This is a genomic window from Nocardia sp., assembly GCF_025465275.1.
In the GTDB taxonomy this organism is placed as follows: domain Bacteria; phylum Actinomycetota; class Actinomycetes; order Mycobacteriales; family Mycobacteriaceae; genus Nocardia.
In genome coordinates this window covers 1-15513 of sequence record NZ_JAODNK010000196.1, presented here as the reverse complement: position 1 = coordinate 15513, position 15513 = coordinate 1, and the positions used below count along the sequence as shown (strand labels likewise).

Annotated in this window: 15 protein-coding genes and 1 pseudogene; 15 read left to right on the top strand and 1 reads right to left on the bottom strand. The window is 66.2% G+C overall.

Annotated elements, in window-relative coordinates:
• From JWN03_RS40445 to JWN03_RS40405, 9 genes and pseudogenes are all read left to right on the top strand, one after another.
• Positions 1-213, top strand: a pseudogene (locus tag JWN03_RS40445) (serine/threonine-protein kinase); the annotation flags it as partial.
• 209 nt (positions 214-422) lie between these two features.
• The gene (locus JWN03_RS40440) at positions 423-1397 is read left to right on the top strand and encodes an NADPH:quinone oxidoreductase family protein (RefSeq protein WP_297627091.1); all 975 of its coding nucleotides are present in this window, start codon (positions 423-425) and stop codon (positions 1395-1397) included.
• A gap of 28 nt (positions 1398-1425) precedes the next feature.
• On the top strand, positions 1426-2538 hold the full coding sequence (locus JWN03_RS40435; protein ID WP_297627089.1) for a winged helix DNA-binding domain-containing protein: 1113 nt from the start codon (positions 1426-1428) through the stop codon (positions 2536-2538).
• 400 nt (positions 2539-2938) lie between these two features.
• Positions 2939-4279, top strand: a complete 1341-nt coding sequence (locus tag JWN03_RS40430) for an amidohydrolase family protein (RefSeq protein ID WP_297627086.1) — start codon at positions 2939-2941, stop codon at positions 4277-4279.
• 175 nt (positions 4280-4454) lie between these two features.
• The gene (locus JWN03_RS40425) at positions 4455-5186 is read left to right on the top strand and encodes an ABC transporter ATP-binding protein (protein ID WP_441343152.1); all 732 of its coding nucleotides are present in this window, start codon (positions 4455-4457) and stop codon (positions 5184-5186) included.
• Positions 5186-6022 (top strand): ABC transporter permease, encoded by an 837-nt coding sequence (locus JWN03_RS40420; protein ID WP_297627083.1) that lies wholly within the window; start codon positions 5186-5188, stop codon positions 6020-6022. Before JWN03_RS40425 ends, JWN03_RS40420 begins: the two co-directional genes overlap by 1 nt.
• Positions 6023-6050: 28 nt before the next feature.
• Positions 6051-7214, top strand: a complete 1164-nt coding sequence (locus JWN03_RS40415; RefSeq protein WP_297627081.1) for a nitrate ABC transporter substrate-binding protein — start codon at positions 6051-6053, stop codon at positions 7212-7214.
• Between the two features lie 25 nt (positions 7215-7239).
• Complete coding sequence (locus JWN03_RS40410) at positions 7240-8223, top strand: isopenicillin N synthase family dioxygenase (RefSeq protein ID WP_297627078.1); 984 nt, start codon at positions 7240-7242, stop codon at positions 8221-8223.
• Between the two features lie 29 nt (positions 8224-8252).
• Complete coding sequence (locus JWN03_RS40405; protein WP_297627075.1) at positions 8253-8897, top strand: GntR family transcriptional regulator; 645 nt, start codon at positions 8253-8255, stop codon at positions 8895-8897.
• 156 nt (positions 8898-9053) lie between these two features.
• Here the strand turns inward: JWN03_RS40405 and JWN03_RS40400 are convergent, their stop codons facing one another.
• The gene (locus JWN03_RS40400; RefSeq protein ID WP_297627072.1) at positions 9054-9572 is read right to left on the bottom strand and encodes an Lrp/AsnC family transcriptional regulator; all 519 of its coding nucleotides are present in this window, start codon (positions 9570-9572) and stop codon (positions 9054-9056) included.
• A 138-nt stretch (positions 9573-9710) separates the two neighbouring features.
• Here JWN03_RS40400 and hppD point away from each other — a divergent pair, with 138 nt between their 5' ends.
• The 6 genes from hppD to fusA all read left to right on the top strand — a co-directional run.
• On the top strand, positions 9711-10892 hold the full coding sequence (gene hppD, locus JWN03_RS40395) for a 4-hydroxyphenylpyruvate dioxygenase (protein WP_297627069.1): 1182 nt from the start codon (positions 9711-9713) through the stop codon (positions 10890-10892).
• A 238-nt stretch (positions 10893-11130) separates the two neighbouring features.
• Positions 11131-11631: a DUF3558 domain-containing protein gene (locus JWN03_RS40390; RefSeq protein WP_297627067.1), complete on the top strand. Its 501-nt coding sequence runs from the start codon at positions 11131-11133 to the stop codon at positions 11629-11631.
• A gap of 11 nt (positions 11632-11642) precedes the next feature.
• Positions 11643-12200, top strand: coding sequence for a DUF3558 domain-containing protein (locus tag JWN03_RS40385; protein WP_297627064.1), 558 nt, complete (start codon positions 11643-11645; stop codon positions 12198-12200).
• Between the two features lie 314 nt (positions 12201-12514).
• On the top strand, positions 12515-12889 hold the full coding sequence (gene rpsL / locus JWN03_RS40380) for a 30S ribosomal protein S12 (RefSeq protein ID WP_297627061.1): 375 nt from the start codon (positions 12515-12517) through the stop codon (positions 12887-12889).
• 1 nt (position 12890) lies between these two features.
• Positions 12891-13361 (top strand): 30S ribosomal protein S7, encoded by a 471-nt coding sequence (gene rpsG, locus JWN03_RS40375; protein ID WP_297627059.1) that lies wholly within the window; start codon positions 12891-12893, stop codon positions 13359-13361.
• Between the two features lie 182 nt (positions 13362-13543).
• On the top strand, positions 13544-15513 hold a 1970-nt coding region (gene fusA, locus JWN03_RS40370; RefSeq protein WP_297627056.1), incomplete at its 3' end, for an elongation factor G.

The following is a 15513-nucleotide window of genomic DNA, read 5'->3' as shown; positions in this document are numbered from 1 at the left end:
ACCGGCGTCGGCCGCTACTACTACAAGGGCGTGCGGATCAGCGACGGCGCGGGCATCGACCTCGACGATCCGGTGCCCGACGGCTCCGGCGGCTTCACCGCCACCAACCCCGGCGACGGCACCCAGTACCGCGTCACCTCCACCGCACTGGCCATCGTCCAGGGCGGCGCCACCCTGGCCGACGAGGCGATGATCGAGTACACCCACCGCTGATCGGAGATGGGTTCGGCGGCCCCTGTCATTCGCCAGGACCGCCGGGCGGACCCGCCGGGTCCGTCGATCAGATATGGCTCGGTTGGCCGTGCGGCGCACGCCTGCCGCCGGAACTGCGCCGGCCGACTCGCCCGGTGGCGGTGACACGCCATGGCTGTATGGGTTACGTTCGGCGGGTATCCAATGGTGCATTGATCGGAGTGTGTGGCATGCGTGCAGCCGTGGTGAGCAAGCTCGAAGGGCCGGAGGCCATCGAGGTTCTCGACGTCCCCGAGCCCGCGGCCTATCCCGGCGGCGTTGTCATCGAGGTGCACGCGGCGGGCATCGCGTTCCCCGATGTGCTCATGACGCGCGGTCTGTACCAGATGAAGCCGCCGCTGCCGTACGTCGTCGGCTGTGAGGTCGCCGGAATCGTGCGCGAGGCCCCTGCGGATGCGCATGTGAAGCCGGGCGACCGCGTGGTGGCGCTGACCCTGCTCGGCAATGCGGCCGCCGAGGTCGCGGTGTCGCCCGCGAACATGGTGTTCACGCTGCCTGACAATGTCTCCCTCGCCGCGGGCGCGGGTGTGCTGTTCAACGATCTGACTGTGCACTTCTGCCTCACCAAGCGTGGCCGCCTGGCCCCCGGTGAGACCGTGCTCGTGCACGGCGCCGCGGGCGGTATCGGCACCTCCACGCTGCGCATGGCGCAGGCGCTGGGCGCGGGCCGGGTCATCGCCGTGGTGAGCACCGAGGAGAAGGCCGAAGTGGCCCGGGCGAACGGCGCCACCGATGTGGTGCTGACCGACGGCTGGCTGGCCGCCGTCAAGGAACTGACCGGCGGGCGCGGGGTGGATATCGTGCTGGACCCGGTCGGCGGCGACCGCTTCACCGACAGCATTCGCTCGCTGGCCTCCGGCGGCCGGGTACTGGTCGTCGGCTTCACCGCGGGCGATATCCCGACCGTGAAGGTGAATCGCCTGCTGCTCAAGAACGTCGAGGTCATCGGTGCGGCCTGGGGTGAATGGGTGATGACCCACCCCGGCTACCTGCAGGAGCAGTGGGCCGAGGTCGCGCCGCTGCTCGCCAGCGGCCAGATCGCCCCGCCGGACCCGCTGCTGTACACCCTCGAGCACACCGCCGAAGCCGTCTCCGCACTCGACAAGCGCACCGCCACCGGCAAGGTCGTCGTCACGCTGCGCTGACCGCGATATCCCGTAGCGTGGCTGAATTGTGAAGCTTTCCCAGCAGGTTCTGAACCGCACATTGCTGTCGCGCCAGCACCTGCTGGAGCGTGCCACGCTCACCGCGCCGCAGCTGTGCGAACAGCTGGTCGGGTTACAGGCGCAGGACATGCTGCCGCCGTTCGTCGCCTTGTGGAGCCGCACAAGCGATTTCGACCCGGCGACGGTCTCGGCGGCGCTGGACGATCGCTCGCTGGCGCGAATCACCTTGATGCGCGGCACCATTCACCTGGTCACCCCGGTGGACGCGCTGCGCATCGCACCGCATATCCAGCCGGAGCTCGAAAAGATCCCGTTCCGTAAGGGATTCAACTACGGCGCCATGGTCGGCCTCGATCCCGAGGAGGTGCGCGCACACGGGGAGGAGGTGCTCGGCGACGAGCCCATGTCCGCGGCGGACCTGCGTGCGCACGCCGCCGCGCTGTACCCCGACCGTGATCCGGGCGCGGTCCTGCAGACCTGGCTCTACCAGCTGCCGGTGCTGCAGACCCCGCCGCGCGGCCGCTGGGGAGACAGCAGCCGCCCCGTCTGGTCACGCGTCGAACCCTGGCTGGGCGCACCCCTCGACCACGGTTATCCGCTGGAGGAACTGCTGCTGCGCTATCTGCGCGCCTTCGGTCCGGCCACCACCATGGATATGCAGACCTGGTCCAAACTCACCGGCATGAAACCGGCCGTGGCCCGCCTCGGCGACCGCGTCCGCACCTACACCGACGACCGCGGCCGCACCCTCTACGACGCCGCCGACGCCGCACTCGCCGACCCGGATCTCCCCGCCCCCGTTCGCCTGCTGAGCTGGTACGACCATGCGCTGCTGTCCCATCAGGACCGCACCCGCATCATCCCGGACGGCGCCGCCCCACCCCTGCAGGCCTTCGCCGCCCAGGTCTCGTCGATCCTCGTGGACGGCTACCTCTCCGGCATCTACAAGATCTTCACCACCGCCGATACCGCACGCTTGCGCATCAGCCCCCGCGCGGTCTGGTCGCCCCGGCAGCAGGCCGCAGTCGAAGCGGAAGCCCATGCGCTGCTGGAATTCCTGGAACCCGACCGGGCACCCAGCGTCGAAATACTTGCTCCGGGCGCGAATCTCAAACCCTGACAAGGGAAACCCGGCGGCAGTGATGGCCCCGCCGGTTGGCCGCCCCCGTCATCCCGGCGCGCTTTTGGCCGGGATCCACCGCATCGGTGAAGCGCGGGCGGTGTGGATCCCGGCCAAAAGCATGCCGGGATGCCGGGATGATGGGGTGGTGGTGCCGGGATGATGGGGTGGTGGTGCCGGGATGATGGGGTGGTGGTGCCGGGATGATGGGGTGGTGGTGCCGGGATGACGGGGCGGCGGTGCTGGATGCAGTCGGGTCGCCCGGCCACGGCGGCGGGGTTTACCGGCATGCAATATGGGGTCGTTAGTGTGGCGGCACGGCGTTCATGGCTGAAACGGACGCATGTGCACCGTCTGTTGGAGGCGGGCGAACCAGCCGCATTTCCCGGAGGAATGCCGCATGGTGCGCTCTACGCCCCTGTCCACTGTTATCGGTGATGTCACCGTCTATGCCGCCACTGCCGCTGGGCCGCAATGGCTTTCGGGCCAGGATGTGGTCGTCGAGGACGGCCGCATCGTCGCGATCGGTCCCGGCGCGGGAATCGATCGCCCGGGTCCGCGGTTCGAGGGCAGCGGCGGGCATCTGATTCCCGGGTTCGTCAATACCCACACCCATCTCCAGCAATCCGTGCTGCGCGGTGCGGGGGAGGGGCTGCCGCTGCTCGAATGGCTGCACTGTGTCGGCGAATTCACGGTGGCGGCCACTCCCGAGCAGACCTATCTCGCCGCACTGGCGGGCGGGCTGGAACTGCTCCGCAGCGGTGTCACCACCGTGGTCGAGCATATGTGGCCGAACTCGTCGGAGGCCGTGCACGATGCCGCGCTGCGTGCGCTGCAAGAGCTGGGCATTCGAGTGGTCTTCGGGCGCGGACTCGCCGATCGCGCGGATGTCACCCGCAAATGGGGCATGGATCCTCGCCTGCTGCAACCACTTTCAGAGGTCCTGGCACATATCGACGACCTCGATACCCGGCTGGCGGGCTCCCGCATCACCACCGCGCTGGCGGTGCCGAACCCGCGCTGCCTCACGCCCGAGGGCATGGCGACCGTGCGCGAATACGCCGATCGCACCGGCAAAACCATCTCCATCCATCTGCTGGAAACCAGTACCGACGAGGACATGTGCCGATTGCATGCAGCCTGCTCGGCCGTCGACTACCTCGACGCCGGCGGCCTGCTCGGTGAGCGGACGCTCGCTGTGCACTGTTGCAAGCTCGACGAGCGCGGGCGGGCGGTCTTCGCCGAACGCGGAGTCTCGGTGTCCTACAACCCTTTGAGCAATATGCGACTGGGCAGCGGCGTGGCCCCGGTACCGGCCATGCTGGCCGCCGGCATCGGCGTCGGTCTCGGGGTGGACGGTGCCGCCTCCAATGACACCCAGGACATGCTGCTGGCCCTGCGCATGGGCGCGTACCTGCAGCGCGTCACGCATCAGCGCGCCGACCTGCTCGGTTTCGACGACATGCTGCGCATGGCCACCCGCGGCGCGGGCCGCGCCCTGGGTGATCCCGCCACGCATTCCGGAGTCCGGGTGGGCGACCGCGCCGACCTGTCCCTCATCCGCTTCGATCGGGACTTCGCCTGCCTCCCGGCGCGTGATCCGGGCGCCATGCTGCTCACCACCGCCTCCCCGCGCGTGGTGGACACGGTGTGGGTGGACGGAGAGGTCGTGATCCGCGACGGCCACAGCACCCGCACCGATGAACAGGCTCTGGTGAAGCAGCTCAATAGCATGCAGTGACAGTTAATCAATTCGAAACAGTCACACGATTGCATGTAATTCAGATCGACAACACTGATCTCACGCACACAGTGCACGCAATTCAGAGCGAGAGAAGGTGAGTGCGGTGGTCCTGCAAGACGCAGCGCGGAACCCGGCCGGCAGCACAGTGCACGACTCGGGGACCAGCCCGGAGATCGCGTTCACCGGCATCGGAAAGTGCTACTCCGGCAACGGTTCCGGCGAGGTCATCGCACTCGCCGATATCGACCTACAGGTGCGGCGCGGCGAATTCGTCGCTGTGGTAGGACCTTCCGGCTGCGGCAAGTCCACCCTGCTGCGGCTCGCCGCCGGCCTGGAACCGCCGACCTCCGGAAGCATTGCGGTGCAGACCGATTCGGTCGGCTTCATCTTCCAGGATGCCACCCTGCTGCCATGGCGCAATGTGCTGCGCAATGTCGAACTCAGCGCCCAATTGCGCGGCATCGATCGCAGCACTCGCCGCGAGCGCGCCACCCGTGCGCTCGGCGCGGTCGGCCTGGCCGATTTCGCGGGCAAACTCCCCGGTCAGCTCTCCGGCGGTATGCGCATGCGCGTCTCTCTCGCCCGCGCGCTGGCCCTCGAACCACGCCTCATGCTGCTCGACGAACCCTTCGGCGCCCTCGACGAGATCACCCGGCTGAGCATGCAGGAGGAGCTGCTGCGGCTCTACCGCGACAACGCCTTCACCGCACTGTTCATCACGCATTCGGTCTCGGAGGCGGTGTTCCTGGCCGGGCGGGTGGTGGTCATGTCCGCCCGGCCCGGCCGGGTGCACGAGGTGATCGATATCGACCTGCCGTATCCGCGCGGCCGCGAACTGCGCTTCGAGCCCGCCTTCACCGAATTGGTGTCGCGGGTGTCCCGTTCCCTGAAAGAGGCTTCGTAATGGTAGGTCTCGCCGTCTCCGCGCCCGCCGTCTCCCGCCCCGCCTGGCGGATTCCGTACCGCTGGCTCGGCAAAGCCGTTGTGCCACTGGTCTGTATCGGACTAGCACTGGCCGCGTGGTACACGGTGTCGCTGGTATTGCTCGCCCCCGACCGCCGCTTCCTGCTCCCGCCGCCGCACCAGGTGTTCGCCGAATCCCTCAGCAACCCAGCCAAAATGGAGGTGATGCTGCACGCGCTGGCGGTGACCGCGCGGGTGGCAGTCACCGGCCTGTTCTTCGCCGCGGTACTCGGCATCGCCATCGGGGTACTCATGAGCCAGGCCAAAGCGGTCGAGCGTGTGGTCTATCCCTATGCCGTAGTGCTGCAGGCGATTCCGGTGCTAGCCGTCGTCCCGCTGATCGGCCTGTGGTTCGGCTACGGTCTCACCGCCCGCGTCCTGGTCTGCGTGCTCATCGCGGTGCACCCCATTATCGCCATGACCCTGTTCGGCATTCAGAGCGTGGACCACAACCTGCGGGAACTTTTCACCCTCGGCCGCGCGAATCGACTGCGCCGCTTGATATCCCTGGAACTGCCCGCCGCGCTGCCGTCCATCATGGCCAGCCTGCGCACCGCAGCCGGACTCTCGGTGACCGGCGCGGTCATCGGCGACATGTTCTTCGCCAAGGGCCAGCCCGGTATCGGGACCCTGCTCGACACCTACCGGGCGCGACTGCAATCGGAGGATCTGCTCGCCGCGCTGCTGCTGGCCGCCCTGTTCGGTGTCGCAGTCTTCGCGATCTTCACCGTCGCCCAGCGACTCACCGTAGGCCGCTGGCACGCCTCCGGCCGCTGACTCTTTATCAACACCCTGTGGAGAACTCATGCACACCTGTCTGCGCCGTCTCGGTGTAGCCGGACTCGCGGCCCTCGTGGTCGCCACCGGTTCCGCCTGCTCCAACTCCCAGAACGATTCCGCCGCAGTACAACTCCCGGCCGCACCCGCCGAACAGCAATTGGCCGGACGCTGCCCCGCGACCGTCGTGGTCCAGTTGCAATGGGATCCGGAAACCGACTCGGGCCCGATCTTCGGACTGCTCGGCCCCGGCTATCACGTCGACTCCGACAACAACAAGGTCACCGGGCCGCTCGTGGTGGACGGCAAGGACACCGGCGTCAAGCTGGAGATCCGCGCCGGCGGCCCGGCCATCGGCTTCCAGACCGTGCCCTCGCAGATGTATGTCGATCCGTCGATCACGCTGGGCCTCGATCATTCCGAAGACGCCATCGCGGCGTCCGGTAAGCAGCCGATCGTCGCGGTCACCACCCTGCTGCGGTCCAGCCCGCAGATGCTCATGTGGGATCCCAAAACCCATTCCGACTGGCACGGTATTGCCGATATTGGCAAAGCGAATGCCCCCGTGGTGGTTTCGCAGGGCCAGCTCTACCCCGAGTGGCTGGTGTCCCGGGGACTGCTGAACGCCAAGCAGATCGACGCCTCCTACGACAACGGACCCTCCCGCTTCGTCTCCGATCCCTCCTTCGCGCAGCAGGGTTTCGCCAATTCCGAGCCCTATGTCTACGAGCACGAAGTGAAGGCTTGGGACAAGCCGGTCGGCTACCAGCTGCTGCGTGATGTCGGCTACGAGGGATACGCCCGCACGGTGAACGTGCGCACCGACAAGCTCGATGCCCTGCGACCGTGCCTGCAGCGCTTGGTCCCCATGATCCAAAGGGCCACAGCGCAATTCCGCACGGACCCGAGTCACGTCAACGACGTGGTCGTCGATGTCGTCTCCAAGAGCGCGAATCTGACGCCCTACAGCGCGGCTCTCGCCGCCTACGGCTCTAAAACCCTGATCGACAGCGGCCTGATCGGCAATGACACCGACGGTGTGCTCGGCAGTTTCGACGAAGCCCGGGTACAGCGCGTCATCGACCAGTTCGCGCCCATCCTGCGCCACGGCGGCGCGAACGTCCCGGCCGGACTCACGGCCAAGAACCTCGTCGACAAAGAGTTTCTCGATCGCACCGTCACCGCAGGCTGAAAACCTTTATCAGAGAGGGAAACCCATGACCAACGACACCGCCGAAGTCGCCCGTGAGAAGCAGATGGGCGGGCTGGGTGCCGAGGCCGCGCGGGACATCCGCATTATCGACCTCACCGACTTCGAGGACCGCCGCGCCGAGATCACCGACCAGCTCTGGGCTGCCGCCACCGATATCGGCTTCTTCCAGCTCTCCGGCCACGGCATTCCGCAGGAGCAGATCGACGCCGTATTCGCGGTCACCGCAGGCTTTTTCGAGCTGCCCGAACCGGTGAAGGGTCAGTACCCACTGGTCAAGGCCGACAATGCGGGATGGGAATCGCTGAGCCAGGTGCGCCCCTCCATCGGCGTCCCCGACCAGAAGGAGTCCTACCAGATCACCCGGCCGCATATGGACGGCCGCTGGCCCACCGCGAATGAGCTGCCCGGATTCACCACGGCCGTACTGGAATTCGAGAATCGCTGCTGGCGCGTCGCCATGCAGGTGCTGTCCTGCTTCGCCGATCGCCTCGGCCTGCCCCGCGAGCACTTCACCACCGCGCACAACCCGGCCTCCGAGCACTACCAATCCACCCTGCGCCTGCTGCACTACTTCGCCGTCCCCGCCGAACTGCGCGAGGTGCCCGGCCGCTGGCGGGCCGGTGCGCACACCGACTTCGACTGCGTCACACTGCTTTTCCAGCGCGACGGCCAGGGCGGTCTGCAGGTCTGCCCGGGTAAGGAGATGGCCGAACAGCAGTGGACCTCCATCACGCCGTCCTCGGCGCTCATCACCTGCAATATCGGTGACATGCTCACCCGCTGGAGCGATGACCTGCTGCCCTCCAACTTCCACCGCGTCCGCAGCCCCGGCGCCGACGAATACCAGGGTGACCGCTACAGCATCGCCTACTTTGCCCAGGCCGACCGCGACGCGATCATCGCCGGCCCGCAGGGCGTCTATCCGCCCGTCACGGCCGCCGAGTTCCTGACCCAGCGCGTCCAGGCCAACTACCGGCCGCAAGGGTAATTTCGTACCGAGCATCGAAAGGACCATCCATGACCGAACCGGACAGCGAACTGCTCGGCCCCTCCGTGCACCGGCAGTTGCGGCAGCTCGTGCTGTCCGGCGAACTCGCACCGGGCGCACCGCTGAGCGTGCTCGCCCTGTCCGCGCGACTGGGTGTGAGCCGCAGCCCGGTTCGCGAAGCGGTGCAGCAGCTCATCTACGAGGGCCTGGCCGTGAATGTCCCGCACGCCGGCGCCCGCGTGGCCGTCGTCGACGACGCCCAGATCCGCGATGTACTCGCGGTCCGCTCCGTCCTCGACGGCCTCGCCGCCGCCGGCGCCGCCACCCGCCTCACCGAATCCGACCTCGGCAAACTCACCGCCATGCTGTCCGAGCAGGACAACAACCTCCGCGACAATGTGGACCCCGCCCGCGACACCGATCTCGACCTCGAATTCCACACCTTCATTCGCGACCGCTCCGGAAACCGCACCGTCGCCGAGGAACTCGCGCGCCTCGAGGCCCAGGCCCACCTCTACCGCGGCGACCTCTGGGCCCACCCCCGCAACCGGCGCACCGCCCTCCGCGAACACCGCCGCATTCTCGAAGCCCTCGAATCCGGCCACCCCGCAGACGCCCGCACAGCCGCCGAAGCCCACGTCTGCGGCCTCATCACCCGCATGAACCGCACGTAACGCCTCGTCCCGAATGATCTAGTGCAAGCCGATCACGTCTAGCGGGAACCAGTCACGTCGGGCGCGACTCCGTCGCGACGACCGCGAACTCCCGTCGGGTCAGGCGCACCCCGGCATGCTTTTGGCCGGGATCCACCTGCAAAGTGAATCCGCGACTCAGTGCGAATTGCGGTAAGCCGGAGCCTTACTCGACCCGGACGGGGTGAGGGTCCGCAGTAGTGGCAGCGTGCGCTGCGGAACCACGGTGGACAGCACGATCACGCTGTGCGACCGCGACACCGAGGAACTGCGGTCGATGCTGAGCAGCACATGTTGCAACCCGGCATGCGAATCCGCGCCGATCCGGCACATCACATCACCGGAACCGGTGGTGGCATACGCCTCCAGCACCCCGGGAATGCCCTCCAGATCGGCGGCCACCGCCTCCAGCGCGCCCTGCGTGATCTCCAGCGTCACAAATGCCTGCACATCGAAACCCGCTGCGGTGACATCGATTTGCGGATCATAGGAGGAGATCACCCCCGCCTCCTCCATACGTGCGATCCGTGACTGCACCGTCGCGCGGGCAACCCGCGTGCGCCGCGAAAGCTCCAGAATCCCTGCCTTCTGGTAGTCGTGCATGGCCGTGAGAATGGCCAGATCCAGTTCGTCCAGCTTGGCGGGCGTGCGTGCCATGGCAGGACCTCCGCTCGAGGGTGATGTGGTATTCAAATTGTCCAGCACCAGGGCCCGGATGGTGGCGTAATTCACCAGGATGTCTACTCGAATTCCCCGATATTGCTCAGCTGGCACCCGCAGCGATTTGCTGATCACATGAGCATCGAGGTTGTGGCACCGGAGTCCGACGAACTACGCCGGCTGATCGGCCTGGTCGATCATGACGCGGCCGCAGATCCCTTCCCCGTCATCGGCTGGGACGCACTGGTCTGGGCAGTCGGCAATGCCACCCAGACCGCGCACTTCCTGGAATCCGCCTTCGGTATGCGGCTGGAGGCCTACTCCGGCCCCGAAACCGGCAATCGCGACCACAAGGCCTACGTCCTGCGCAGCGGCAGCGCCCGCTTCGTGGTGTGCGGCGCAGTGGACCCCAGCAGCCCGCTGGTGGCCCATCACGACCGGCACGGGGACGGGATCACCGATATCGCCCTGGAGGTCCCGGACGTGGACCGCTGCATCGCCTGGGCCCGCACCCACGGCGCCACCGTCCTGGTCGAACCACACGACGACACCGACGGCCACGGCACCGTCCGCTCCGCCGCCCTCGCCACCTACGGCGAAACCCGGCACACCCTCATCGACCGCTCCCGCTACGACGGTCCGTATCTGCCGGGCTTCGTCGCCCGCCGCTCCGACTACCAGCCCCGTCCGGACGCGCCGAAGCGGATCTTCCAGGCCATCGATCACGTCGTCGGCAATGTGGAACTCGGGCAGATGGACACCTGGGTCGAGTTCTACCGCCGCGTCATGGGTTTCGAGAACATGGCCGAATTCGTCGGCGACGATATCGCCACCGACTACTCCGCCCTCATGAGCAAGGTTGTCGCGAACGGCAACCACCGCGTCAAATTCCCGCTCAACGAACCGGCCGTGAGCCGCAAGAAATCCCAGATCGACGAATACCTGGAGTTCTATCGCGGCCCCGGCGTCCAGCACATCGCCCTCGCCACCGGTGACATCCTCACCGCCGTCGACACCCTCCGCCGCGAGGGCATCGAATTCCTCGACACCCCCGACACCTACTACGAGGACCCCGAACTCCGCTCCCGCATCGGCCACGTCCGCGTCCCCGCCGAAGATCTGCAGTCGCGCGGCATCCTCGTCGACCGCGACGAGGACGGCTACCTGCTGCAGATCTTCTGCAAGCCCATCACCGACCGGCCCACCGTGTTCTTCGAACTCATCGAACGCCACGGCTCCCTCGGCTTCGGCAAAGGCAACTTCAAGGCCCTCTTCCAGGCCATCGAACGCGAGCAGGAGGCACGCGGAAACCTTTGATAGAGACGAGCTATCCGCGCCTGCTGCCATCGCGACTCCATCACGCACTTCCGGTACCGTCCAATGCATGCACGCAGATGGTTCGCGGCCGTCTCGATTCTGGACTGACGGAGCGGGGGAGCGAAGCGGAGGAGCGGAGGAGGGAAGAATCGAGACTTCCAGGCCGCGAACCCGCCCCGGAGCGCAGCGAAGGGGCAAAATCGGCACAGCCAAAATCGGCACAGCGATCGTCACGGGGTTGAGCCTCGCGCTGCTGCTGTCGGCGTGCGGCGGGAAGAGCGATTCGGACAACACGACCGGCCTGCGGCCACCGCCGAAAGTGGCGACGCTGGGCCCGTTCGTCGGCGAATGCGGCCACCTCACCGATGACGAGGTTCGCGACCTCGGGGGGCTCGGCACCGTATCGCAGGTGTTCAAGAATGCGGTCGGCTGCAATTGGAAGGCCTCCGGATTGGGCTCGGCCAGCGTCACTTTCGCCTCCTACCGCGGCAGTCCCATCGATCGCGAGAAGGCCTGGGTGGCCAGCGTCGGCCGCAATCCGCAGACCATCGACGTCGGTGGCAAGAAAGGCTTCCAGGCTCTCGACCCGGCCGGCGCCGTCTGCGATCTCGCCGTGCAGCTGGACGACGACTTCTTCGAATGGTCCATCTCCTACGGCCTCTTCTCCTCCGGCAATCTGGGCAATCCGTGCGACCGCACCCACAAGATGGCGGAACTGACCGTGCAGAGGCTCGGATGAGGGGGATGGGCATGCGGCGGACTCATGGTGCGGTGCTGCTCGCGGTACTCGCGCTGACGACCGCCGTCGCCGGTTGCGGCAAGACGGTCCCCGGCACCGCGCTGCCCGCGGGCGGCACTACCACCGACAGCGGCGGCAAGATCAATACCAATTTCGACAAACTGCTGCGCGAATGCGATGTGGTCTCGCTCGACGACATCACCAAGACCGTCGGCGACGGCACCTACGTGAACCCGTCCTTCAACGGCGCGGTCTGCATGTGGGATCTGGAGGGCGGCACCTCCGGCAGCGGCATGATCACCCTGAACTGGTACGAAGAGGGTTCGCTCGCGAACGAGAAGGCCAATAACGACAAGCTGCACTATGTGACCAACGACATAACCGTGCAGGGTCGCCGCTCGCTCGAAACGCATCGCCCCAACGACCCGGATTCGTGCGGTGTCAGCGCACCCGCCGCGGACACCGGGATCGTCGGCTGGTGGCTCAACTACCGAGCCGGTTCCAACCACCCGGATCCGTGCGATGCGGCCCGCAAGCTGGTCGAGTTGACTCTCAACCTGTCTCGGTAATCCCCTCTACCAGCGCCTCGTAGCAACTGCTTGCAGGTCGCTCGAAAGGGTCAGTGTGGGGACCCCTTTTGCCCCCTGTAAAGGGTGCGGGTATCGTGGACCGCTGTGCCCGGAAGCATTCGGGCAGGTTTGTGCGCAGTACGTAGGCCAGCGAGAGCGGCTGACCTCCCCAGCGTGCCTGTAAATCGGCAAACGCTTTGCGCATGACACGCCCGACCCCGTGGTGAGGAAATAGCGCGGGAACTGGGCCGAAAGCTCGAATGACTAAGACATGAAGTTCCAGACATCTGGTTACTAATAAGGAAAGCCGGTCTATGCCAACCATCAACCAGCTGGTCCGCAAGGGTCGTCGCGACAAGGTCACCAAGACCAAGACCGCGGCCCTCAAGGAGAGCCCGCAGCGTCGTGGCGTGTGCACCCGCGTGTACACCACGACTCCGAAGAAGCCGAACTCCGCGCTGCGTAAGGTCGCGCGTGTTCGCCTGACCAGCGCGGTCGAGGTCACGGCCTACATCCCCGGTGAGGGTCACAACCTGCAGGAGCACTCGATGGTGCTCGTTCGCGGTGGTCGAGTGAAGGACCTCCCGGGTGTGCGCTACAAGATCATTCGCGGTTCGCTCGACACCCAGGGTGTGAAGAACCGCAAGCAGGCTCGCAGCAAGTACGGCGCCAAGAAGGAGAAGAGCTGATATGCCACGCAAGGGCCCCGCACCCAAGCGTCCGCTGATCAACGACCCGGTTTACGGGTCCCCGCTGGTTACTCAGCTGGTCAACAAGATCCTGATGGACGGCAAGAAGTCGACTTCCGAGCGCATCGTCTACGCCGCGCTGGAGCAGGCGCGCGAGAAGACCGGCACCGATCCGGTCGTCACCCTCAAGCGCGCGCTCGACAACGTCAAGCCCGCCCTCGAGGTGAAGCCCCGCCGCGTCGGTGGCGCCACCTACCAGGTGCCGATCGAGGTCCGTCCGGGTCGCGCCAACACCCTGGCGCTGCGCTGGCTGGTCACCTACTCCCGCGCACGTCGCGAGAAGACCATGGTCGAGCGTCTGGCGAACGAGCTGCTGGATGCCAGCAATGGCTTGGGCGCTTCGGTGAAGCGTCGCGAGGACACCCACAAGATGGCTGAGTCGAACCGGGCGTTCGCGCACTACCGCTGGTGATTCGGCCCCCGGCTTTTCCGTTCGGAAGTGCCGGGAGTCGAGTCACAGTCCGGCGTGGCAGCTGAGCTGTCTGGAGTGCTCGGCACTCAGGCGCCACGCCGGGCGTTGACACCGTGATGACCGCTGGAGAAGCCAGGGTCGTTCCCGAAGAACCCAACTAGCTACGAGCGGGGAAGATTTCCGTGGCACAGGACGTGCTCACCGACCTCAACAAGGTCCGCAACATCGGCATCATGGCCCACATCGATGCCGGTAAGACGACCACCACCGAACGCATCCTCTTCTACACCGGTATCACGTACAAGATCGGTGAGGTGCACGACGGCGCCGCCACGATGGACTGGATGGCGCAGGAGCAGGAACGCGGCATCACCATCACGTCGGCCGCGACGACTTGTTTCTGGAAGAACAACCAGATCAACATCATCGACACCCCGGGTCACGTCGACTTCACCGTCGAGGTGGAGCGTTCGCTCCGCGTCCTCGACGGCGCCGTTGCCGTGTTCGACGGCAAAGAAGGTGTCGAGCCGCAGTCCGAGCAGGTGTGGCGTCAGGCCGATAAGTACGACGTGCCGCGTATCTGCTTCGTGAACAAGATGGACAAGCTCGGTGCGGATTTCTACTACACCGTGCAGACCATCAAGGATCGTCTGGGCGCGCGCCCGCTGGTGATCCAGCTGCCGATCGGCGCCGAGGATTCCTTCGAGGGCATCGTCGACCTGGTCGAGAACAATGCCAAGGTCTGGCGCGGCGAGACCAAGCTCGGCGAAGAGTACGAGGTCGTCGAGATCCCGGCCGATCTGGTCGAGAAGGCTGCCGATTACCGTCAGCAGCTGCTCGAGACCGTCGCCGAGTCCGATGAGGCGCTGCTCGAGAAGTTCTTCGGCGGTGAGGAGCTCTCGATCGAGGAGATCAAGGGCGCCATCCGCAAGATGACCGTCAACTCCGAGCTCTACCCGGTGCTGTGCGGTTCGGCGTTCAAGAACAAGGGCGTTCAGCCCATGCTCGACGCCGTCATCGACTACCTGCCGACCCCGCTGGATGTGGAGTCCGTGACCGGCCACGTGCCGGGCAAGGAAGACCAGATCCTGACTCGCAAGCCGAGCGTCGAGGAGCCGTTCGCGGCCCTGGCGTTCAAGATTGCGACGCACCCGTTCTTCGGCAAGCTGACCTACATTCGCGTGTACTCCGGTCGGGTCGATTCCGGCGCCCAGGTCATCAATGCGACCAAGGGCCGGAAGGAGCGTCTGGGCAAGCTGTTCCAGATGCACTCCAACAAGGAGAACCCGGTTCCCGAGGGTGTCGCCGGCCACATCTACGCGGTCATCGGCCTCAAGGACACCACCACGGGTGACACCCTGTGCGATCCGCAGAACCAGATCGTGCTGGAGTCCATGACCTTCCCGGACCCGGTTATCCAGGTCGCGATCGAGCCGAAGACCAAGGCCGATCAGGAGAAGCTCGGCGGCGCGATCCAGAAGTTCGCCGAAGAAGACCCGACCTTCAACGTGAAGCTCGATCAGGAGACCGGCCAGACCATCATCGGTGGTATGGGTGAGCTCCAGCTCGACATCTACGTGGACCGCATGAAGCGCGAGTTCAAGGTCGAGGCCAATATCGGCAAGCCTCAGGTGGCGTACCGCGAGACCATCACCAAGAAGGTCGACAAGCACGAGTACACCCACAAGAAGCAGACCGGTGGCTCCGGCCAGTTCGCCCGCGTGATCATCGCGATCGAGCCGCTGACCGACGCCGAGGACGGCGCGACGTACGAGTTCCAGAACAAGGTCACCGGTGGCCGCGTTCCGCGCGAGTACATCCCGTCCGTCGATGCCGGTATGCAGGACGCCATGCAGTACGGCGTGCTGGCCGGCTTCCCGCTGGTCAACATTCGGACCTCGCTGCTCGACGGCGCCTACCACGAGGTCGACTCCTCGGAAATGGCGTTCAAGATCGCTGGTTCCGCCGCCCTCAAGGAAGCGGCCCGCAAGGCCGGTCCGGTGATCCTCGAGCCGATCATGGCCGTCGAGGTCATCACGCCCGAGGACTACATGGGCGAAGTGATCGGCGACCTGAACTCTCGCCGTGGCCAGATCCAGGCCATGGAGGAGCGCAGTGGTGCCCGTATCGTCAAGGCGCTGGTTCCGCTGTC

Excerpts from the sequence above, each read along its gene's own strand:
- JWN03_RS40400 (WP_297627072.1), bottom strand. The coding sequence starts at position 9,572 with ATGGCACGCACGCCCGCCAAGCTGGACGAACTGGATCTGGCCATTCTC.
- rpsL (WP_297627061.1), top strand. The coding sequence starts at position 12,515 with ATGCCAACCATCAACCAGCTGGTCCGCAAGGGTCGTCGCGACAAGGTC.
- JWN03_RS40440 (WP_297627091.1), top strand. The coding sequence starts at position 423 with ATGCGTGCAGCCGTGGTGAGCAAGCTCGAAGGGCCGGAGGCCATCGAG.
- JWN03_RS40420 (WP_297627083.1), top strand. The coding sequence starts at position 5,186 with ATGGTAGGTCTCGCCGTCTCCGCGCCCGCCGTCTCCCGCCCCGCCTGG.
- JWN03_RS40415 (WP_297627081.1), top strand. The coding sequence starts at position 6,051 with ATGCACACCTGTCTGCGCCGTCTCGGTGTAGCCGGACTCGCGGCCCTC.
- hppD (WP_297627069.1), top strand. The coding sequence starts at position 9,711 with ATGAGCATCGAGGTTGTGGCACCGGAGTCCGACGAACTACGCCGGCTG.
- JWN03_RS40405 (WP_297627075.1), top strand. The coding sequence starts at position 8,253 with ATGACCGAACCGGACAGCGAACTGCTCGGCCCCTCCGTGCACCGGCAG.
- JWN03_RS40410 (WP_297627078.1), top strand. The coding sequence starts at position 7,240 with ATGACCAACGACACCGCCGAAGTCGCCCGTGAGAAGCAGATGGGCGGG.
- rpsG (WP_297627059.1), top strand. The coding sequence starts at position 12,891 with ATGCCACGCAAGGGCCCCGCACCCAAGCGTCCGCTGATCAACGACCCG.
- JWN03_RS40385 (WP_297627064.1), top strand. The coding sequence starts at position 11,643 with ATGCGGCGGACTCATGGTGCGGTGCTGCTCGCGGTACTCGCGCTGACG.
- JWN03_RS40430 (WP_297627086.1), top strand. The coding sequence starts at position 2,939 with ATGGTGCGCTCTACGCCCCTGTCCACTGTTATCGGTGATGTCACCGTC.